Source organism: Psychrobacillus sp. FSL K6-2843, from assembly GCF_038626375.1.
Lineage (GTDB): Bacteria > Bacillota > Bacilli > Bacillales_A > Planococcaceae > Psychrobacillus > Psychrobacillus faecigallinarum.
Map to the genome: position 1 here is coordinate 1,601,201 of NZ_CP152021.1, position 19,907 is coordinate 1,621,107.

General features: G+C 33.1%; 20 protein-coding genes and 1 riboswitch. Of the genes, 14 read left to right on the forward strand and 6 right to left on the reverse strand.

What is annotated here, in order from left to right:
- Window positions 1-241: 241 nt before the first annotated feature.
- Window positions 242-781 (reverse strand): GNAT family protein, encoded by a 540-nt coding sequence (locus tag MKY94_RS07845; RefSeq protein WP_340862938.1) that lies wholly within the window; start codon window positions 779-781, stop codon window positions 242-244.
- A 495-nt stretch (window positions 782-1,276) separates the two neighbouring features.
- Here MKY94_RS07845 and MKY94_RS07850 point away from each other — a divergent pair, with 495 nt between their 5' ends.
- Together MKY94_RS07850 and MKY94_RS07855 are read left to right on the forward strand one after the other, a co-directional pair.
- Window positions 1,277-1,489 (forward strand): hypothetical protein, encoded by a 213-nt coding sequence (locus tag MKY94_RS07850; protein ID WP_342578363.1) that lies wholly within the window; start codon window positions 1,277-1,279, stop codon window positions 1,487-1,489.
- Between the two features lie 11 nt (window positions 1,490-1,500).
- A complete protein-coding gene (locus tag MKY94_RS07855) occupies window positions 1,501-1,698 on the forward strand; it encodes a hypothetical protein (RefSeq protein WP_342578364.1) in 198 nt (65 codons plus the stop codon).
- A gap of 108 nt (window positions 1,699-1,806) precedes the next feature.
- On the opposite strand, the gene MKY94_RS07860 is transcribed toward MKY94_RS07855, so the two are convergent.
- The gene (locus tag MKY94_RS07860) at window positions 1,807-2,118 is read right to left on the reverse strand and encodes a hypothetical protein (RefSeq protein ID WP_342578365.1); all 312 of its coding nucleotides are present in this window, start codon (window positions 2,116-2,118) and stop codon (window positions 1,807-1,809) included.
- Window positions 2,119-2,319: 201 nt separating this feature from the next.
- Complete coding sequence (locus tag MKY94_RS07865) at window positions 2,320-2,751, reverse strand: hypothetical protein (protein ID WP_340862941.1); 432 nt, start codon at window positions 2,749-2,751, stop codon at window positions 2,320-2,322.
- Window positions 2,752-3,186: 435 nt separating this feature from the next.
- On the opposite strand from MKY94_RS07865, the gene MKY94_RS07870 reads away from it, so the two are divergent.
- Window positions 3,187-3,456, forward strand: coding sequence for a CD3324 family protein (locus MKY94_RS07870; RefSeq protein WP_154311023.1), 270 nt, complete (start codon window positions 3,187-3,189; stop codon window positions 3,454-3,456).
- 129 nt (window positions 3,457-3,585) lie between these two features.
- Window positions 3,586-4,236, forward strand: coding sequence for a FusB/FusC family EF-G-binding protein (locus MKY94_RS07875; protein WP_342578366.1), 651 nt, complete (start codon window positions 3,586-3,588; stop codon window positions 4,234-4,236).
- Window positions 4,237-4,548: 312 nt separating this feature from the next.
- On the opposite strand, the gene MKY94_RS07880 is transcribed toward MKY94_RS07875, so the two are convergent.
- The 3 genes from MKY94_RS07880 to MKY94_RS07890 all read right to left on the reverse strand — a co-directional run bounded on the left by MKY94_RS07880 (window position 4,549) and on the right by MKY94_RS07890 (window position 7,253).
- Window positions 4,549-5,781: an MFS transporter gene (locus MKY94_RS07880; protein WP_342578367.1), complete on the reverse strand. Its 1,233-nt coding sequence runs from the start codon at window positions 5,779-5,781 to the stop codon at window positions 4,549-4,551.
- Window positions 5,782-5,838: 57 nt separating this feature from the next.
- Window positions 5,839-6,441, reverse strand: a complete 603-nt coding sequence (locus MKY94_RS07885) for a TetR/AcrR family transcriptional regulator (RefSeq protein WP_342578368.1) — start codon at window positions 6,439-6,441, stop codon at window positions 5,839-5,841.
- Window positions 6,442-6,800: 359 nt separating this feature from the next.
- Window positions 6,801-7,253 (reverse strand): hypothetical protein, encoded by a 453-nt coding sequence (locus tag MKY94_RS07890; RefSeq protein ID WP_342578369.1) that lies wholly within the window; start codon window positions 7,251-7,253, stop codon window positions 6,801-6,803.
- Window positions 7,254-7,669: 416 nt separating this feature from the next.
- A riboswitch (purine riboswitch) is annotated at window positions 7,670-7,771 on the forward strand.
- A 157-nt stretch (window positions 7,772-7,928) separates the two neighbouring features.
- On the opposite strand from MKY94_RS07890, the gene MKY94_RS07895 reads away from it, so the two are divergent.
- From MKY94_RS07895 to MKY94_RS07940, 10 genes are all read left to right on the forward strand, one after another.
- Window positions 7,929-9,224, forward strand: a complete 1,296-nt coding sequence (locus MKY94_RS07895) for an NCS2 family permease (RefSeq protein WP_191696311.1) — start codon at window positions 7,929-7,931, stop codon at window positions 9,222-9,224.
- Between the two features lie 256 nt (window positions 9,225-9,480).
- On the forward strand, window positions 9,481-10,050 hold the full coding sequence (locus MKY94_RS07900; protein WP_340862946.1) for a hypothetical protein: 570 nt from the start codon (window positions 9,481-9,483) through the stop codon (window positions 10,048-10,050).
- Between the two features lie 330 nt (window positions 10,051-10,380).
- Window positions 10,381-11,310: a DNA/RNA non-specific endonuclease gene (locus tag MKY94_RS07905; RefSeq protein WP_342578370.1), complete on the forward strand. Its 930-nt coding sequence runs from the start codon at window positions 10,381-10,383 to the stop codon at window positions 11,308-11,310.
- Window positions 11,311-11,925: 615 nt separating this feature from the next.
- Complete coding sequence (locus MKY94_RS07910) at window positions 11,926-12,537, forward strand: pentapeptide repeat-containing protein (protein ID WP_191696309.1); 612 nt, start codon at window positions 11,926-11,928, stop codon at window positions 12,535-12,537.
- Window positions 12,538-12,755: 218 nt separating this feature from the next.
- On the forward strand, window positions 12,756-13,073 hold the full coding sequence (locus MKY94_RS07915) for a hypothetical protein (RefSeq protein ID WP_342578372.1): 318 nt from the start codon (window positions 12,756-12,758) through the stop codon (window positions 13,071-13,073).
- A gap of 443 nt (window positions 13,074-13,516) precedes the next feature.
- Window positions 13,517-15,280 (forward strand): T7SS effector LXG polymorphic toxin, encoded by a 1,764-nt coding sequence (locus tag MKY94_RS07920; protein WP_342578374.1) that lies wholly within the window; start codon window positions 13,517-13,519, stop codon window positions 15,278-15,280.
- Between the two features lie 30 nt (window positions 15,281-15,310).
- The gene (locus MKY94_RS07925; RefSeq protein WP_191696306.1) at window positions 15,311-15,700 is read left to right on the forward strand and encodes a hypothetical protein; all 390 of its coding nucleotides are present in this window, start codon (window positions 15,311-15,313) and stop codon (window positions 15,698-15,700) included.
- Between the two features lie 390 nt (window positions 15,701-16,090).
- On the forward strand, window positions 16,091-16,213 hold the full coding sequence (locus tag MKY94_RS07930) for a hypothetical protein (RefSeq protein ID WP_342578375.1): 123 nt from the start codon (window positions 16,091-16,093) through the stop codon (window positions 16,211-16,213).
- Between the two features lie 756 nt (window positions 16,214-16,969).
- Window positions 16,970-18,463, forward strand: a complete 1,494-nt coding sequence (locus MKY94_RS07935) for an LXG domain-containing protein (RefSeq protein WP_340862951.1) — start codon at window positions 16,970-16,972, stop codon at window positions 18,461-18,463.
- Window positions 18,456-18,881: an ABC transporter ATP-binding protein gene (locus MKY94_RS07940; RefSeq protein ID WP_191696304.1), complete on the forward strand. Its 426-nt coding sequence runs from the start codon at window positions 18,456-18,458 to the stop codon at window positions 18,879-18,881. Before MKY94_RS07935 ends, MKY94_RS07940 begins: the two co-directional genes overlap by 8 nt.
- The last annotated feature ends 1,026 nt before the right edge of the window (window positions 18,882-19,907 follow it).

The window sequence follows — 19,907 nt, forward strand, 5'->3', positions numbered from 1 at the left end:
AACGACTTACACCTGGGTGATAAGGAGTACAATTTAGGACAATGCCAAAGAGAGAACAGTAGAAAACTTTGGAGCAATGACTTAGATTAAGGATAAAATACTATCTTCAAACACTAAAGTAATAGAAATAACTGAAAAGACTGCCCCACGTCCAGTAAAACAATGAGACTTTATAATATTCAATATCATTATAAATAAAAATTCGTAGGCGAGCTTCTCTTATTTACTCAGATAACAAATGCTAGTGTTTAGGATTTAGTATTGCAAACATTTGATGGTCTTCCCAGCTTCCGTTAATTTCAACACTTTTTTTTGCTAATCCTTCATTGTGGAAACCAGCTTTTTCTAAAACACGAATAGAACCAATGTTGTCCGGCATTACACCAGCTTCTATTCGATGTAAGTTTAGTTTTTCAAAAGCGTGTTCTATAACCAGATTAGTAGCTTCTGTAGTGTAACCTCTACCATTATGTTCTTGGTCTAAGGAATAGCCCAAAAGTGCGCTTTGACGTGGCCCACGGAAAACTTGAAATAATGAGATAGATCCAATAAGAACATCACCGTCGATTTTAAATATACCAAATTGATATCCGATATCCTTTTTTATATTTTCTGCCCATTTTTCAATTAATTCTTTTTGAGTTTCTATAGTCCAGTAATTTTCTGGAAGTGATACAGAATAGTTTTGTTGAAAAGCTCGATTTCTCTTTTCTAAATTTAGTAATTCTTCAGCATCTGAGAGTATAAATGGACGTATATATACATTTAAAGGTTTTGACATCTAATCTTCCTTTCTGTAAGAAATAAACAAAATAAATTATACCATAATGGAAAAAGAAGTAAGACTAATTAACTGATAAGCTTTTTTAGTTGTTATGAATTAGTCACTTAAATGTTCGGTTTAGTTAATTTATTTATAGGAGAATTAAAATCTTTAGCTGCTATAACAAAGCTAGAAAATGCGAATGAAGTAATTCAAAGACAGACTACGAGTATTTAAAGAGAGTCGCGATCCACCAATCTTATTAAATAAAGTAAATAAATTAGTTTATTTGTGCATAGAGTTAGTATGTAAAATATTTACTTACTGTTGAATCATCATAAAAGAATAATAAATATATATTTGAGAAAAACATGAAATTTAAATATATATTTGTAGGAGATTCCTAAATAAATAATTTCAGTTCTTCTCATCTATAGGTTCTTATCAAAAATTTTATTGGACTTTCAATATTAAGATTGCGAAATAAAGTACTTATGAGGGAGTGTAAATATAATGGGGAAAATAGGTTTAGTATTGCTATGCGTGGTTTTAACTGGTTGTGCTGGGATGGCTGATTATACTGTCTCTTTAGAAAATGGATTTCGTATTGACCGACTTTCAGGTCATCAAATAATAATTTATGGAGATAAGCCTGTACAATCATTAGATAAAACAGTCAGTAATTATTCATATGTTCCTTCTAAAGTGACCGATGTTAATACATAGTTGCTAAACAAATGGTTTTAAAGGCCGATAAATTTGGGGATGAAGAGCCGCCTAAAAATCCTACTGAAAATGACTTTAAGTATTGGATAATTGATGTAACAAGTCGTCAACCTATTGGTCCTTTAAATGAAACAGAGTTAGTAAATGAAACAGATAAATTGGGATTAACTGAAATAATCTCCTTAACTTCAATTGAAAAATTAAGATAGACTGGACATGATAGCTTTTATCTAGATGTAAAACCACTTCGCGAAGTTTGGAATTTTTAAATTATAACTGCTCATATTAAACAATCATGCCCAAGTACAGAATAACCACTAAACACCCATTCCTTCAAAATGGGTTTCCTCACCATTTTTAAAAACTTTCAGGTACTCATAGTCCCCTTTGAAATTTAATTTGTAAAACTTATATGTGTCTGCTTCCTCTTCAGAAATAGAACTGTCGTTCAGGTAAATGTTTATCGAATTTTCGTCCGTTTTGATATCTATTTCTCCAAAACCTTTTCCATCATCCAAGAAATCTTGATTAAGATACAAAAAGCGTTTATTTTTAGAATCGTTGTATATATAAATACCAGTTCCTGTACCTTTTTCATCATAATCTACAATCTCAATAAAGTTTTTCACATTGTCATTAGCGTTTTCTAAATTAATTTCTGAAATAGTTACTTTATTCTCCCCTCATCCAGTTATAATGCAGCAAACCATTAAAATTAGTAATAATATTCGCTTCAAACATCTCCAACTCCTTTAATTTTTTTACCACAACCTTTTCAAAATCTTTTGAAAAACACCAACCAGTGATGGAAAGTGGTTATATTATTTTTATTAATCCTTCAATGTTTCATTCTGTTCATACCTGCTTGCAATTGTTTCTAAATCCAAGGTTTTATAATTTTCCCAATCAACCTCTGTGAAAGTATCAGCTTCAAATCTTATTGCTAATATTTGTTCAAAAGGTTTACTGCCGGATTGGTCAGTAAAGGGTCGGGCATACCATTTAATTTCTACAGTATTCACTTCATCTAATTTGGATAATCCTGCTAACATTTCCCCAGTATCCTTTAACAAAGCGTTTTTCGAACCTTCATCAGCATCTTTGTCGTATATTTTAATTAAGTAAATACCCTCATCTTCATATATTTTATATTCCTCTTTGGTAATTGATACAATAGTAGATTCAATAGCAGTAGGTTCATCACTTCCTTTACCACAAGCAGCTAATAATAATGTTGTTAATAAAACTAATAACTTTTTCAAACAAAAACCTCCTTGTATATATTAACCATAATGGTAATACACGGAAGAAGGGTTGTATAGTCATCTTTTAATGCAAGGTAATTATTGATTCTGTAACAGTGGGCTCTTGGGGGGGAACAAGTTACAAATTGTAGAATGTTTTTCTTTGATTTGATAGCTTAGGTCATAGGTACACATTCATTCCTACCATCTATTCGGTAATGTTGTTTTGGCGTTGAAATTAATTTTGGTTATAATACAGTTAGTTAGAATTAAAAGGTGGTGCTTATAGTTGGAGAATCTAAAACGATTGTCTGATGCTTCATATACTCATGCAAAGCCAGTAGTTGGAAAGGCGATACTTTGCGTGGGGCGAGAAATTTCATCTTATCGCTAAGTTTTTCTAATCAATTGGCTTTGCCCCTTATTCCAATTTATAATAAGGAGCGAGCAAAATTGAAGTATGTAAATGCACAACAGGTCTTACCTGAAAAACTAATTGTAGAAATTCAAAAATATGTGCAGGGGGAGACATTGTATATCCCCAAGATGGAAAATGATTATCAAAAATGGGGAACAATTAGCGGCAGCAGGCAGCGTTTGGATAGCCGAAATACAGCAATTCGAAATGCTTTTGCTAGTGGTATTCGAATCGAGCAATTAGCTCAGGAATATCATCTTTCCGATGAAACGATAAAAAAAATTGTTTACTCACATAAGAAATAAAGTATACCCCATGTAGCTATTACATGGGGTGTTTGTATGTATAAAACGTTTCTAACCGATTCTTGGTCTATTAGTGAAGTCTTTTTTCTTTTAAAATAGATATAATCAACTGGGTAGGAGCGATATAATATGACAGAAAAATTTATAAAAAATGAGCAGTTCAATTTTATTCGAAAGCAAGTAGCCTGGATTAAGGATAGTACGAAGCAACATTTACCACCGGGGGTACTAGCCTCTGTTTACGAGTTATCCAATGAAAAAATCTCTAACTGTGTGACAGCTTTGACGCCAGAGCAAAAAGAGCTAATGGATTTTTCGGGTTTGAAAACAGTAGAAGCATATGAGCAGGCACTGGAGCAATTACCTAATTATTTATTGTCATTCCCAACAATTAGTGAGCAACAATTGAAAAAGCTTTTTCCGAAAAGTAAAAAATTAAAGCTCCCGGATCTTTCGAATATAGATTTACATCGCTTAACGTATTTAAGCTGGAACGATAGTCGGTCAAATAAAAAATATATATTGTATGAGCTAGATAGCCAATTGGTTGGGATCGAGTGTTCATTTTCACCATCTACAAAGAAAAACATTTGCTCGATTTGTCATTGTCATGGAGAAGTCACACATTTTTCTACGATCACAAAAGCGAAAAAGGTCAACAATCCAGATTATTATAAGTCTATTGGTAATTTAATTTGTGTGAATAGTACCGAATGTAATAAAAATATTACGGATGTTAGTTATTTGGAAGAGTTTTTGCGAGAGTCATTGAAAAAATAGATAGATTTGAAAAGCTATTCTATGAATTATAATTTGTAATTTCATGGTCTATTTATTTTAGAATAATAAATAACTTACCTTACTAAATTATAATAAAACAGGTTCATTATATGGTGAAGAAGCCGAGCATTAAATTGATTCTAAATTTCAAACAATCCTAAAATTTAAGTAAAAGGGATACTGCTACAGGTTTAATAGAATGAGACTGGAGATAAGCTTTCCAGCTCATTTTTTTTGTGCATTTTCAATCAACCTTTATCCTTAAAATAACCTTTAATTAAAAGACCTGCATTCATTTAAATCCTCTACTTTTTACTGATCTTTCGTCAATTTATAAAATATTGTAATACTTATTATTCCCATGATACCCATCATTAAAGTTAAAACTATGGCAGGTAACCAACTACTAATAATCATAAAGATTCCAGCTGTACTAATCCCGATAATGGAGGATATTTCATAAAATGCCAGATAAGTACTACGTGATTCGTTTGGTACAAGATTAGCTAATAGAGTTTGTTTAATCGGCATATACATTATTTCACCAATGGAAGCAAGTAGCATTGCTAATATTAGTATATAGGGAGTTGTGTTAAAGCTTATCACAACATATCCTACAAAAAAGAAAAGAAGACCTATGAGGAGAATACTTCGATCCTTGAACTTTTGCATGACTCTACCGATAATAACTGTCAAAAATACAACAAGAAGGGTGTTTTCTGCTTTTAATAACCCTAGAAGATTCGCTCCATCAATTTCCCATGAAAGGTTAATAAAAAAAGGGACTGGATCGTTAATTTCTTTGGTAAGTCGAACGCCTATATAATTTGTCAATTGCTCTTCCACGGAGATTATAAAAAGGCTAGCGATGGAAAAAATCGTGAAGGCCCGATGAGAAAATATAATTCTATAAGAATGGATAATTCTTTTAACACTAGAATTAGTTTTCTCATGGTTCGCTTCTATGTTTGGGGTATAAGTTTCCTGTATAAAGAAAAAGGTGATGAATACAGAAATTAAAGTACATAGTGCTACTCCCAAAAATAAATAAAATGGATAATCAAAAAATAAAAATGCACCTAATAAACTCCCAATAGCAATAGCAGTATTACGAATCCAATATGAATATGTATAAACAGTTCTTCGATCTTCAGGAGAGGTTATATCGATGATTAAGGCTTGATATACTGGCAAAGAGGATCCAGAGCTAAATTGAATAAATAGAAAAAACACAAAGGTGACGTAGGGTGATAAATACCAAGGTGAATTGGCAAATGCAACACCTATAAATCCTAAAAAAATTATAAGTTCAGCAGAAAGAATAATTTTTTTTCGACCAATTCTGTCGGAAATGAATCCACCCAACAGTGAACCAATTACATTAGCAAGCATAACAAATAAAAATAATATACCAGTAATCAAGGTACCTACCTGATGAGAAAGATAAATTATCAAATAAGGTATAACAGCCATGGTAGCTAAAGATGTAATAAATAATAGAAGTAAACGAATGCGAATTGTCGGATGAAATTTATTGAAGCTCATTTTTTTATCTCCTTTATTATTGATTGATTAATCAATCGTTATTTTATTAAAAAGAATCTATTTGGAATTAACTCCAAATAGATGAATTGTTGAGGGTATAAAGCGATCCCACATAATGCTAGATTCATTGTCTGTTGTATTTAGACGAATACCGATCAAAAGACTAGTGTAAAGAGTAGCGACTATATAAGGATCTTGTTGTATAAATAGATTATTCTTTTGCCCGTTTTTGATTAATAGAATGACTTTTGCTTTAAATTCATCATGAAAGGCATCTAGTTTCTCAAATACTCTAGGGAATCGCTGATGCTGACCAACAACCTGAACAACCAATCCAAGATAGTTATTGATACCTGCATAGAGTCTAATATGAGTTTTTATCATATTTTCTAACTCACTTAAAAGGTCTTTTGCATCTGGATTAAATGCTAATACCTGGTTTGATAATTCCTCGAGTGGTTCTACAACAACAGTATAAAAGAGTTCTTCCTTATCTTTAAAATAAGTAAACACACTGCCAAAGCTAACCTTTGCAGCTTCAGCAACTTTTTTTATAGTTGTTCCCTCATATCCTTCCGTTGCAAAAAGGTAAGTAGCGGAATCTAATATTATTTGTCTTCTAGTCTGCATATTCAGTATTTGTTTTTCAGATAAAGGCATTATACTCCTCCTTAATGAATGATTAATCAATCGTCTGTTGTTAATATTATCTCTCTTTTTAATAGATGTAAAGTATTTTATTGCAAATTTTAACAAAGGTATTTGGATTGGAATATTTCTTAGTACCCATTTTCTTACTGAACGGACGGAACAGTTTAGTTCAACAAGAAGGTGAATTTGAAAGGACATCGAAGTAGTTAATATAAGAAAAGTATTCAAGTAATGGGTTAGTTGAATAAAAAGTTAAAGTAACCATCAAGTAAATCACTAGAGTGGTGAATGATTGTACTTCAAGAGTAAATAGAGGTGATTTATTGTTTTAATAGACATAGGGTCTGGTGATATAAACAGAATAATTTCTATCCACTCTCATTATTATTAAAATGATGAAATGTTGCATTCTTTGGCAACACACTTTTAATCATTTTAATTTCATTTTCATTAGGATTCTCTATATTAATTTCAGAACCCCAATGTGAAGATTCAAAGAATAAATTGCCCTTAAATTTTAAAAAGATCGAAAACCATTTTACTTCTCCGTGATTATTTAAACTTTCTTCTAAAATATAGTTAATTAGGTTTTGATTTATGTCCCCAACAAAACTAACCATTTTTAAACGGTCTAAACAAATTTTTTTTAGATCCGTTTTCAAACTTAACTCTTTAATAGTTTCGACTTCTTCGTTCCATAAATGAAATTCTATAGAGTCTGCAGATTTTATAAAATATTTAATGAAAGAAAACCAATATTTATAATCTTGCGTGCCATTTTCTTCTGAAAAATTTACATAGATAAAAAAATTACTCTCCATCCAATCCCACCTCATATTTTTAAGTTACTTAAAGTGCCATTCAATATCCTCTAATTCCCTTTAGAGGATGCTCCATAATCTTGCCATTAGCTTAATAATAAAATTATACACTAGCATATAATCCAACACCTGGGTCAGAATGGATCCCACTATTAACAGTTGATTCAGATGAAAGTCTTGAGTGGTGTTGGCATGACGGCGATAAATTAATGATATTCATTGAAAAAGAACGACTAAATAATTTTGACTTTAGTAGGCTAAAGTCAGATGCAGGCTAAAGAGAAATATATATGTAGATCTAGTGTCTTCTAAAACTTTTGCTCTTTTTAGAATTTTTTTACATCTGTTGCTAAAAAATAATTCCAATTTATACTATTGACGGTTTAAATTAAACTTGTTATCATTCTCCTAATGTTTTTAAAAGAATAGATATACCTTGTATAATTTCAAGAATACGGCTTGAAAGTTTCTACCAGCTACCAATAAATAGCTTGTCTACAAGGAATGGGAAATTAATGATGTTTTTTATTCCATTTTTTGTAGAAAAGCTTTGGCCAATTAGTGGTCAAAGCTTTTTTTATATTAAGAGGATAATAAAATGATTTGGTTGGAAAACTAAATTCGAAGTCATTCCCTTTCAATTCTTAATTATAGGAAATAGGAGATTACAACAACATGAGAAACTTTTTTAAATTTACAGAACGGAACACTTCCTATAAGCAGGAATCACTCGCAGGGATAACGACCTTCCTATCTATCGCTTATATATTAGTCGTAAATCCTATTATTCTAAGCCAATCTGGGATGGATAGTGGAGCTGTATTCACGGCAACTGCTCTTACTGCAATCATCGGAACACTACTTATGGGTTTACTTGCTAACTATCCAATCGCAATTGCACCTAGTATGGGATTGAATTCATTTTTCACTTTTTCTGTCTGTATTGGGATGGGAATAGAATGGCAAGTCGCTTTGACTGGTGTTTTTGTTGCGGGAATCATTTTTATGCTATTGAGTTTAATGAAAATCCGTGAGAAAATCATCAATATCATTCCACTGGATTTAAAATATGCAATAGCTTCTGGAATTGGTTTCTTCATCACATTTATTGGGCTAAAAAATGGAGGAATTATTACTGGCAATCCAGATACATTTGTTTCCATCGGAGATTTAACTTCACCTATGACCCTACTAGCAATTATTAGTCTTATCCTTACTATTGTTATGTTAGTTCGTGGAATAAGGGGCGGAATTTTCTACGGGATGGTCATTACAACGATTATTGGTATGATTTTTGGATTAATTGATGTTCCTTCATCCATCGTTGGAAGTATACCGAGCATTAAACCGACATTTGGGGTTGTATTTTATCATTTAGATGAGATTTTTACACCAGAAATACTGACAGTTATTTTCACTTTTTTAATCGTTGCCTTTTTTGATACAGCTGGCGCATTAATTGCACTTACTAGTCAAGCAGGAATGATGAAAGGTAACACGATTCCAAATATCGGAAAAGGTCTACTTGCTGATTCTTCTGCTGGTGCAATTGGCGCTATTTTAGGTACATCGACACCTGCTACGAGTGTTGAATCTTCCGCTGGTATTGCTGTCGGAGGAAGAACAGGCTTTACGTCTGTCGTGATTGCAGCTTGTTTTGTAATTGCTTTATTCTTTTCACCACTAGTTGCAGTTATTTCAGTCGAGGTTACAGCAGCTGCATTAATTATTGTAGGCGCATTAATGGCAATGGAGATCAGTAAAATAAACTGGACTAAATTAGAAGTTGTCATTCCATCATTTTTAACAATTATTATGATGCCTCTTACTTCTAGTGTGGCAATTGGAATCGGATTGGGTTTTGTTCTTTATCCAATTTGTTTAGTAGCACAAAAGCGTTATAAAGAAGTTCATCCAATTATGTATATACTTTGTTTATTATTCATTTTATACTTTGCTTTTATCGTATAGGAAGAGAATTAGAGGACTGTGAGAATACAGTATCTGGGTAATTAAATTAAAAGAGACATAGATTAGTTCAGCTAATTTATGTCTTTTTTATTATATGAACATAGCGTCCATATTTTGCTCACACACTACTTTCGATACATCACGAACTCTAGTCACACTTAAACCTTGTATTTAGTAGAATAGATGTTATTGTATTATAAATACTAAAACTAATGCCTCGATAAATATTTACAATTTAAAGATTAAGGAGAATCACATGAGCTGGAGCAAATTGAAGAAAAAATTGGAGAGTTATCTCTGTCCTGCATTATATGGAAGGGTAGAATACAGTGCAAGCAGCTACCGTTATTTACCTGATAAATCCGGACTTTGTTATATTACGGTAGATAGAAAGAATGTACTGAATATGAGTGATAAAACTAACATAATCAAATGGTATCTGACTGAGCAGGAAATTAAAAATGATTCAACTATCCAAATACCTATCAACATTGAGGAAATTGAAGCGGTAAAAAAAGAAAGCAATGGTATAATTCCAGAAGATCGTTTACAAGTAATTGCAAGGGGTAGAAAATTATCAGAATATGCAAAGGAAGTTTTGTCAGCGCAGTCATCATTAAGCAAATCAAATTTTGTAATTGTATCTAATAAGTTTTTATCCACTCCTATAGAGGAAAGCATAGAGAGTAATGATATATTATTGAATGTTCTTGCTTTGGTAGACAGACGGCTTGGCAAAAAACGAATTTTAAACATGTCGGAGAAGATGAAGTTAAAACATCCAATTGTGCAGTATTTTTATAAACTACGGCTCAGTACGTTATGATAATAAATAACGTGAAAGTATGCCACAATCAAATGGAATAAACCAAAACCAAGAAAAATATGCTTACATTAAAGAGTTTCTTACCTTATTGAGTAAGAAACTCTTTAATGTTTTTGCGTCGTACTATGGTTTAAGCTCCGAATATCGACTACGAACTTAGTAAAACCTTCTTTCACTTATAGGCTTCTGCACATTTCAGACAAACTACCTGCTGAAATACAGTAAATCTTAAAATTTACTATTATCAATAGGCTAACAATAATGTTAGTCTATACTAGTTCCGAAATTTTTAGAATGAACAATATGAAACTATTATAGGAGAGTCCTAAAGTGAAAAAGAAAATGAAATATTTAATTATACTTTTAACGGCCATCTTAATGGTTGGTTGTACAAACGTAGAAGACGCAGCCATTTCAGATGTAACAATTCCTCAAGACATACCCACAGAATCAAATATAAATAGTGAAAAAGAAGAAACTACCCCTACTGTTGTGGAACCAGTAATTAAAGAAGTATCAACACAACCAAATGAGAATCTTTTTTCAGGATACAAACTTATCGAAGTTGATGGGGGAGATTTGTCCGGACATCGTGAATCTAACGTGGTGGTTGACATTGGTTACGGGGAACGTGAATATTGGGCATTTACGAATGAACACGGGCAGCTAGTACGTGTCATTGCTGAAGAAATCACTCTACAAGATGACAGTACCGAGCCTGTATTATCGTCTGGCAGATACTACTCTGATGAGGCTAAGGTGCCGGGTGTTGAAAGTGACTTTTTAGATGAAGGACATATCATTGCTGATTCTCTCGGAGGGGTATCTAATGCTTATAATATTACCCCACAAGAAAGTACACTTAACCGACATGGTGATCAAGCGTATATGGAAGATGCCATTCGTAAAGCGGGTGGAGCTACTAATTTTGTAGCAATTATCACATATCCTAATACAGAAACGCAGATTCCCTCAAGCTATCAGTATACCTATACGATAATGGGTAACGAGATCGTTGATACATTTGACAATGTGAACCCTGATGAAGTAAATGCATCCCTTGGTTTAACAGAGAGTGAACCTTCCAGTTCAACCAGTTCCAACACAAACGAAGATATTTCCAGTGTGGATACAAACGGTAATGGACAGGTAACCATTAAAGAAGCAAAAGCAGCAGGGTTTAGTATGCCAATCACCAGTGATCATTGGTTATACCCATATATGCATGATAATGATAGGGACGGTATGGTAGGTGAGTAAGTTCTTAGAGCTAAAATAGTGACTCATGTGTTTTAATGTAAAAATATAAAAGAGCACTATATTTTTATAAGTGCCCTAAGTGTTAAATTTTATAGAAATGGCTTTCTTTATTGAACACAGAAGATTTAAGCAAAAGTGCAGGTATTTTTCTACTTCTGTTTTTGGATAGAAACTTCGCATAGAAATTATTAAGCGAATGAAGTGCTTTATATATTCAATAAAGATTAGATACTGTTCCATTGTTCACTCTAAATTAGCAATTAACATTCGACTTTGTGAAAAAAAATTATAAAGTAATGGGTACTCTAGCAAAGCATGGCCATCTTTCAATGTCAAAAATGCTTAGATGCAGAGGGTTTTATTAAAATGAAATCATAACTTATAATCATTTATGGAGCTCTAAACTTAAGAAACTTTAACTAAGTTTAAAACATGGGGAAATTTCTCATGGTTTTTATAATAGGAGTGTCGACTAAACACCTACATATTGGATCAAGTAGAGTTACTATTGACATTGAGTGGTTATATATTTTCAAGTTTTTTTCTTAAAATCTTTTGAACCAAATTAATAGGGATTTAGAATGTGGGTCGGAAATCATCTGGAGAGGGTAAAGCATGAAACCTGATATAAAAGAAATTACCATTCAATTAGAATGGCACCAAATTTGGATTGAAACTCTTGGGGAACTAGGAGAGAAACTGGGTATAGATGAGGTTGATTTACGGAGTATGAATTTGTCCCATTACCCGCTAGACCAAGCAAATATAACAGATTGTATCTTTGATGGCATAGATTTAAATAACAAGGATCTCTCATCATCTTCACTATGTTCATCAACTTTTATATCTACAAATTTAGAGGGAGCAGATTTTGGTAAATCTAATGTCTCGTATGCAGACTTCACAAATGCCAATATTAAAGCTGCTAGACTTGCTGATAGTGAATGTATTAAAACAGTGTTTATTAAAGCAGATCTGTCAGACGCTAATTTAGTAGCAGGGCTTTTTGACGAAACGGATTTTCGTAATGCAGTTTTATTAAATGCGGATATACGATTAGCAACGTTTGAAAGCGTATTGCTAAACGGAGCTATATTAACTGGAATTCGTGGAATAGAAGAGGCTTTTATAAAAAGTATCAATATAGGAAGCCCAGAACATCCAATAATTCTAACGGATGAAAAAGCTAGGATATGGTTGCGAAATAAAAGTATGAACAATGAGTAAAATTTAAAGAAAGCAATATGTGCGGAGCAGGAATTGACACTTATAGTCCAACTTACCGCTAGTCTAACAGACGTAGCAAATAGTATCATGGATAGGTGATTGACATTGTAGCTCTGCACCATCTAGCCGATAACTAAACACAAGACAAAGTTATTGTAAATCAAGAAGGCGATGTGATCACTGTTATACCCAAATAATTAATAAAAGGGTGAATACAAATGTTTATAAAGTATGATGAATATGATCTAGTAGAGCTTTTTCAAAGTGAGCCAGTCAGTATAACGGGCAATTTAGATGATGGAGAATTAATTTATACTTACAGGGATGAACAAAATTTCAAGTTAATTTTAACTTTAGATGTATATAAACAAACGAGTAGTTTAAGCATTACATTTAATGATTCTATAGTATTTACAGGTGATTTTAATAATGTAACAAGTATTAAAAAAGATGATAAAGCTTTTGTAATGTATGGAGGTGAAGAAGAGAGAATAAAAGTTAAATTACATAAACAAATTGGAGTAGAATTACTTTAATATAGGCTTATTTTGATATTTTACCGATAATCAGTAGCATCAATGATTAGAAAAAAAGAACATTACATATTAGTTAAGTAAAATATGTAAAGCCCTAATACATTCATTAGACTCCAACATTTTATAAATAGAAAGTACCCTCAATCAAAGACGATTTAGTAATGATAATAGTAATGAAATTTTATATTCGTCTCTAGCTATTTAACCGTTGTTTTATTTCGTCAGTAGTGAAAGAGTATCAGGATATTTTATGTATACTAATACGTAAGGTTTAATTTCGCGATTATTTTAACTTATCCCTTTACCTCTTCGTGCGAAAATGGAATATTATAACTATTGATAGTTTGCTAGAGGGGGAGAAGAATGTTCACCTATGGGGCATTATTGTATACTAAAGGATATAATAAAATGAGTTTTTCTAAACATGTGATTAGGACAAGCCTATGAAGGTATTGGATGTAGATTTATTACAAGATGGGCTACAGCGTAACATTAAAAAATTAGAAAGATTAAATACTACTGAAATAGAAACAATCCAACGTGGAGTCGAAGGACTAGTTCAGATGGAGGATCAATTAAAAGGAGAAGGAGGAGGTGCCATTCGCTCCTTTTATGAGGAATGTCATTTACCATTTCTTCAGTTTTTTCAATTGTTTTCCTACGATGCTCGACAAGTACTTTATCAAATTGGCAAAGCTCTTCACTCTCTCGAACCAGACCTATCAGGTTACATATTAGAAGAATTCTTAGAGGGAGAACTGGAGCAGGGATTGACTCTTATTGGCCAACTTACCGCCAGTCTAACAGACGAAGCAAACAGTATCATGGATCAGGTGAGTGACATTGTAGCTCTGCCCCATCTAGATGATAGTACAGTGCAGGAGGGGGTTATTAGTTCTAAGAGAAAACGTGATGATACCCTCTCGCAACTGTATGAATTTGACGCAACACAGACGACTGCTTTAAACACCATGGAACAGGATATTCGGACAATGGAAACATGGCTCTCTGATTTAGAAAGAATGTTTAATAGCGGGCTAACGGATGTTCATTTCCAAGCAGATAATTGGGGAGTATTGACTGCTAAGAATAATTTGAAGACAGAATTGGCTTATCGTACATCTCCAATTTCTCAACTTTCCTCCATGTTAAATAGAGAAAATCAGTTGACCACTATGCTCCAGGCATTTATAGCTGGTAATGGTCCCATACGATTTGGCTATGGTGGTTTAATTAACATCCACCATCCTTTTGTGGCAACTGATATGATTGCCTTATCATGTGCTAGACCAGAGGGCAATGGGACGGAACAAGAAAATATTGATCCAAATCTATTCGTAAAATCCTTCCACAGTTTCAAGGGAATTGCTGAAGACTTTTGGAATGGGGTAGGTATAAGACGTGATAAGGCGCTAGATTCTCCATATGATTTTGTAAACTTTTGGACTTTTGGGGTTTCAGATGGAATTTTGTCAGGAGCGAATGAAAGAAGTGCCAAGATGTTCGACTCGAAACTTGATTTATTAAATTATGCTACATTTGGTTTTAGTGGAATGGTAAAAGAAGCAATTTTTCCAGATGAACCTTTGTCCAAAGAACATTGGCAAAATAGCTTTGGATTTGTAGGAAGCTTACTTGGACTCAAATGGGCAACATCCACGGCGTCCCCTGTTAAGACACCTGGGAATGCTACAGTGAATGGTAAGGTAAGAGATGAAGGTAAAAACTTATCTGAAAATGCAATTGTAGGTGAGACTAATAAGTTTAATTTTGTTGACAATGCAAAGAATCATCTAAAAAATGTTGAAAATGTGAATACAAAAAAAGGTGTTGTTGGTGGCCATAATATGGATGAATTTAATAAAGCTTTGAAAAATCAAGGTTTTAAACCAGATGATTTAATTGTATCTAAAAAAGCACATCCAACAATTGAAGGTATTTTTGAGGTTGAGTATAAAATACCTAGAAAAGATATTTCGGGTAATATTGCCGAACCAGTATCGTATAAAAATATTAAGGAACCTAAAACAGTCTATGACCCCTCTAAGATTAGTGATGAGAAAATTTATCAATGGGGCCAGGAAGCGATGCAGAACGGACAAGTAAATGGGAGACTTGTGGAGGGAACTGCTTCAAACGGTTTAAAATATAGAGGGTATCTTAATGAGGCTGGTGAAATAACAAACTTTTTCCCCGTTATTGATTAACTAAAAATATTATTTGATTGGAGTACGAAAATGTGTAGAGAAAATCATGTAAATGAAAGTAAAGCTGAAATTGATAAATTAATGTTAACATATTTTGATTTCATAAATGGAAAGTATCTAGAAAAGGCATTAGAAAGCTTTGCCGAAAGAGAAGGTTATGGACAAGAGATAGTATTTGCTTTTTTTCAATCTGATTTAGATGAATATGATATTGCACAACTACCTAGACCTTTAGACGAAAAACATGTTTTGATAGAAATAGGTTATCCAGCGGTTGAAATTGAACAAATGGCTTATTTAGATTTTAAAACGTTTTATTATTATTTGGAAGAAAATGTAAAAAAAGAAGTGGGAAAAAATCCAGCAAATACTCAGTTAACAGATTTATTGGTTAAAGTGAAACATAGTTTGAATATATAATACTGTATAATAATGTTAAAAATCATCTTACCTCTTAGAGACTATATTAGGTAAGATGATTTTTTATCTAATTTTATTTTCTTCAGTCCAGGGGCAAATTATAAATCTTTGTCTTCAGTCTTACGTTAGTATTTATTTGTATAACACCATACATTAGATATAAATAGAAATTTGGTTTCAGTTAATATTATTTCCAAAATGTAAAACTATCTAGGCTTTCGGGGTAAAAATGCTTGGAAAAATAGTTGATTGAATTAACCTAGGATTTCTAAAGAACATTTGATACTACTTAAAAGTAATTTTGTGTTGGAAAGTAAAATCTGAATCAACTATTCATATAAATAAATAGAAGATATTGATCAAAATCTATTCGTAAAATCCTACCACAGTTTGAAAAAAGGCATTGCTGAAGGCTTTTGGGATGGTGTACGTATACGACGTGAAAAAGCACTAGACTCTCCATATAATTTGTACAAGCAATACTGGTTAAGGCTTCTCCAAGGGTACGAGTAAAATTCCTTGAGGAGTTGCCGCCACAAAATCTTGGAAAGTACCTGGCTCATTTGCGGTTACAGGTACAAAAAATTTCGAAATGCCACATCCTAATCCAAATATCAAGAAACAATAAGCCTGGAATGAATCCTTTGAAACACTTCGATTTTTATAAAGATTTATTATAGAGAGCAATCTTTTCGATATCTACTCCATAGTGGTCAAGTCCCAAGGTCGTTGAGTAAATCATTTCAGCAAAATAAAAACGGTACGGAAAATTAATTATGCGGACAAAAGAGTAAACAGGTGGTCTGTATTACTCTTTTAATGAAAGAGGCTACTACAGGTTCGGTAATGACTAATCGTTAAAATGATTTAATTGTTACACAGTTAGAATGTGTTATCTTATAAAATACTCTCTAAGTATATAACAACATACATTCATTAGAATCGACATTCTATAAATATAAAGTACTTTATTAAAAGTAAATTTATTAATGACAATAGTAATGAAAATTTATATACATCGCAAACTCTTTAATTACTATTTTCTTTAGTTAATGGTGAAAGAGTATCAGGATTTTGTAGGTATACTAATACTTAAGGATTATTTTCGCGATTGTTTTAACTTCTACCTTTACCTTTTTTCTAGAAAATGGAATATTATAACTATTGATAGTTTGCGAGGGGGAGAAGAATGTTCACTTGTGAGGTATTATTGTATAATAAAGAATATTGTAAAGTGGCTATTTGTAGATGCTCAATGAGGCAAAATCTATGAAAGTATTGGATGTAGATTTATTTCGAGAAGGGTTGCAGAGCAACATTATTATGTTAGACAGGCTGAGCAGTGAAATGGAAGCTATCAACGATGCAGTGAAGGGTCTAGTTCAGATGGAGGAACAATTAAAGGGAGCAGGGGGTAATGCCATACGCTCTTTTTATCAGGAATGCCATTTACCACTTCTGTATTTTTTCCAGTCGTTTTCTGAACAGTTTAAACAAGTCCTTAGCCAGATGGAGGCAGCACTTCATTCACTGGAACCTGATTCCTCTGGTTACATACTCGAAAATTTCCTAGAGGGAGAGCTAGAACAGGGAGTTACGCTTATTAGCAAACTCACTGCTAGATTAACAGATGAGGCAAATAGTATCATGGATCAAGTGAGTGATATTGTTGCCCTGCCTCATTTAGACGATAGCGGAGTGCAAGAGGGAGTGATTAGTTCTAAGAGAAAACGTGATGATACTTTAAACCAACTTTATGAATTCGATGCTACCCAGACATACGCACTGAATCCAATTGAACAAGATTTGCAGATGATGGACACGTGGTTGACAGAAATCTCTGGTCTATTCCAAGCAGGGGTCAAGGATATAAACTTCTTGCCAAGTCAATGGAATGTAATTACGTTTAGAAGTGAGATAAGAACAGCATTGTTCCCAAAAGTATATTTAAATCCAAATGACTTATGGATAAAAGAACAGGAACAGCTGATTGGTACAGAAATTACCCCGGGAACTTTTCGTGCACTCGAGGGTAAAAAGACCAAAACAATCAAGAGAGATGCCTATGGAAGCTTTACCCTATTAAGTTTCCATCTGTACGAAAATGGTCTAATAGTAAAAGAATACCAGCTTGGGACAATAAATCCAATTCAATATGAAGTGGTCGACAAAGTAGATGAGGAATTCGATGATGGTGGTTTTCGCGAGCTCGATGGGTACTTTGAGGGTACAAAACTTGCATTTGTTGATTATCTAAGACCGCACGCGATTGTCAAAAAAGGGGTCAAGCTAGCTTTTTCCTCGGGGTCCAAACTATTTAAATATAAAGGCGATCTATCTGTAAAGAAAACTCCTACGGTTGAAAACAAGTCTAAGGATAGTGTGAAGGGTAGCAAAGAGGCTGGAAATCCTAAAGATGTTCCTTCAGGAGGTGCATATAAGGATGTTCCAAGTAATGGTGGAGAAGTCCATCATATGCCAGCTAATTCTGTTAGTCCGATAAGTAGAGGTAATGGTCCTGGTGTAAGAATGGAAACCATAGACCATAGACAAACAGCGAGTTGGGGTAACTCAAGAGAAGCAAGAGCATATAGAGCACAGCAAAAATCTTTAATAGAACAAGGGAAATTAAATGAGGCTCAAAATATGGACATTAATGATTTAAGAAATAAGTTTGGAAATAAATATGATGAAGGTATTAGACAAATGTTAGAATATACCAAAAGATTAAACAAATCTAGGGGTGGGGTAAAAAATGAATGAACTTATAATAACTCCTAATAAGGGAGTAGGTCCAATTAGTTTTGGCATGACAAGAGATGAGGTTAGAAATGTTTTAGGAGGAAATGTAGTAGAATTTAAAAAAACGCCTATGTCTGATACTTTTACAGATGCATTTAATGACCATGGAATACACATATATTACGATAGTAACGATACGTGTGAAGCAATTGAAATGGCACTACCAGCAGACCCTAAATTTACACATAAACACATGATTGGAAGACCTTTTAGAGAACTGAAGTCAACTATTGTTTCACAAGATAGTGATATTGAATTGGATGAAACAGGCTTATTATCTTTCACACTAGGTATTGGACTTTTTGTTCCTGAACTTGAGGATTCTGAAGATAGTCTTGTTGAAAGTGTAATTGTTTTTAGAGAGGGCTATTACGATTAATAGTGGAGGACAGTAGATTTAAACCTGCTGTCCTTTTTATATGTTTATATTTAACTTTAAGGTCAAATGACTTACTAACCCTTATGACTTTGCGGGAGAGTGCCTAATTCGCAAAAACAAAAAGCGAATCTTTAACGCTGACTAGGAGGTGCCGAATAAGAAAACGGAAGAGAAAGAGTGAATCGACTCCCTTATCGAATTACACTACGTAGGCTACTGATTCGCTACAATATCGGCAAGTTTAGAGCTATAAGTGAACAAAGACATTTTAATACAAAGAAGATAAATGTAGTGCTTTATGAAAGTGGTTACGCATTTACAAAGCAGTAGGAGATCGGCTACCGAGTGCCTGCACGTTGGCTTACTGAAGAAGAAGTAGAAGAATATCTGAGAGGTACGGCTAAATAACGTGAATATCAAATATCATTAATGTTGGACTATTTTTTCTGATATTCAGTATAACTACTGCTATAATTATATTTAAAAATAATGTTGAGGGCGTGCTTACACTTATGGCAGGATGGAGAAGTACTAGAAATGTGTCAAAAGATGAGCAAAAAATGTGGGGTTTTATTATTCTCTTTGCTATTATCTTTATATTTTTTTCAACCGTGGGAAACGGATTTTTTATTACTCTGATAGTTTCATTAGTGATGTTCTTGTTTGTTATTATGATTATCATGAAATTGATAAAATGGGCTGAAAAAGAAAATAGGAAAACATAAGATTTGTTGAATAAATAAAACTTGCCTAATAAATAAAAGAGAGCACACCCAAAATAACGTATTTAAGAACGCCCATGACGGACGTTCTTTTTTATTTCCAAAACTAACTATAGAGGGGATTATGAAATGACAAACTTACAAACATTCGAGGAATAAATTTACGGAGACATTCAACGCTATAGAACAGCGGCAAACTTCGCTACTGGTACAGACGAGGAAAAACGGCAAAACAAAGGGAAGCATTTGAGGTATTAGAAAGCAAAGTAACCGCTACAGACGAGGATTACGAGCAATATCGTAC

What these genes read in the sequence shown, in the direction of transcription:
- MKY94_RS07845 (WP_340862938.1), bottom strand. Translation starts at nt 781, where the DNA reads ATGTCAAAACCTTTAAATGTATATATACGTCCATTTATACTCTCAGAT.
- MKY94_RS07850 (WP_342578363.1), top strand. Translation starts at nt 1,277, where the DNA reads ATGGGGAAAATAGGTTTAGTATTGCTATGCGTGGTTTTAACTGGTTGT.
- MKY94_RS07855 (WP_342578364.1), top strand. Translation starts at nt 1,501, where the DNA reads ATGGTTTTAAAGGCCGATAAATTTGGGGATGAAGAGCCGCCTAAAAAT.
- MKY94_RS07875 (WP_342578366.1), top strand. Translation starts at nt 3,586, where the DNA reads ATGACAGAAAAATTTATAAAAAATGAGCAGTTCAATTTTATTCGAAAG.
- MKY94_RS07880 (WP_342578367.1), bottom strand. Translation starts at nt 5,781, where the DNA reads ATGAGCTTCAATAAATTTCATCCGACAATTCGCATTCGTTTACTTCTA.
- MKY94_RS07885 (WP_342578368.1), bottom strand. Translation starts at nt 6,441, where the DNA reads ATGCCTTTATCTGAAAAACAAATACTGAATATGCAGACTAGAAGACAA.
- MKY94_RS07890 (WP_342578369.1), bottom strand. Translation starts at nt 7,253, where the DNA reads ATGGAGAGTAATTTTTTTATCTATGTAAATTTTTCAGAAGAAAATGGC.
- MKY94_RS07895 (WP_191696311.1), top strand. Translation starts at nt 7,929, where the DNA reads ATGAGAAACTTTTTTAAATTTACAGAACGGAACACTTCCTATAAGCAG.
- MKY94_RS07900 (WP_340862946.1), top strand. Translation starts at nt 9,481, where the DNA reads ATGAGCTGGAGCAAATTGAAGAAAAAATTGGAGAGTTATCTCTGTCCT.
- MKY94_RS07910 (WP_191696309.1), top strand. Translation starts at nt 11,926, where the DNA reads ATGAAACCTGATATAAAAGAAATTACCATTCAATTAGAATGGCACCAA.
- MKY94_RS07915 (WP_342578372.1), top strand. Translation starts at nt 12,756, where the DNA reads ATGTTTATAAAGTATGATGAATATGATCTAGTAGAGCTTTTTCAAAGT.
- MKY94_RS07920 (WP_342578374.1), top strand. Translation starts at nt 13,517, where the DNA reads ATGAAGGTATTGGATGTAGATTTATTACAAGATGGGCTACAGCGTAAC.
- MKY94_RS07925 (WP_191696306.1), top strand. Translation starts at nt 15,311, where the DNA reads ATGTGTAGAGAAAATCATGTAAATGAAAGTAAAGCTGAAATTGATAAA.
- MKY94_RS07935 (WP_340862951.1), top strand. Translation starts at nt 16,970, where the DNA reads ATGAAAGTATTGGATGTAGATTTATTTCGAGAAGGGTTGCAGAGCAAC.
- MKY94_RS07940 (WP_191696304.1), top strand. Translation starts at nt 18,456, where the DNA reads ATGAATGAACTTATAATAACTCCTAATAAGGGAGTAGGTCCAATTAGT.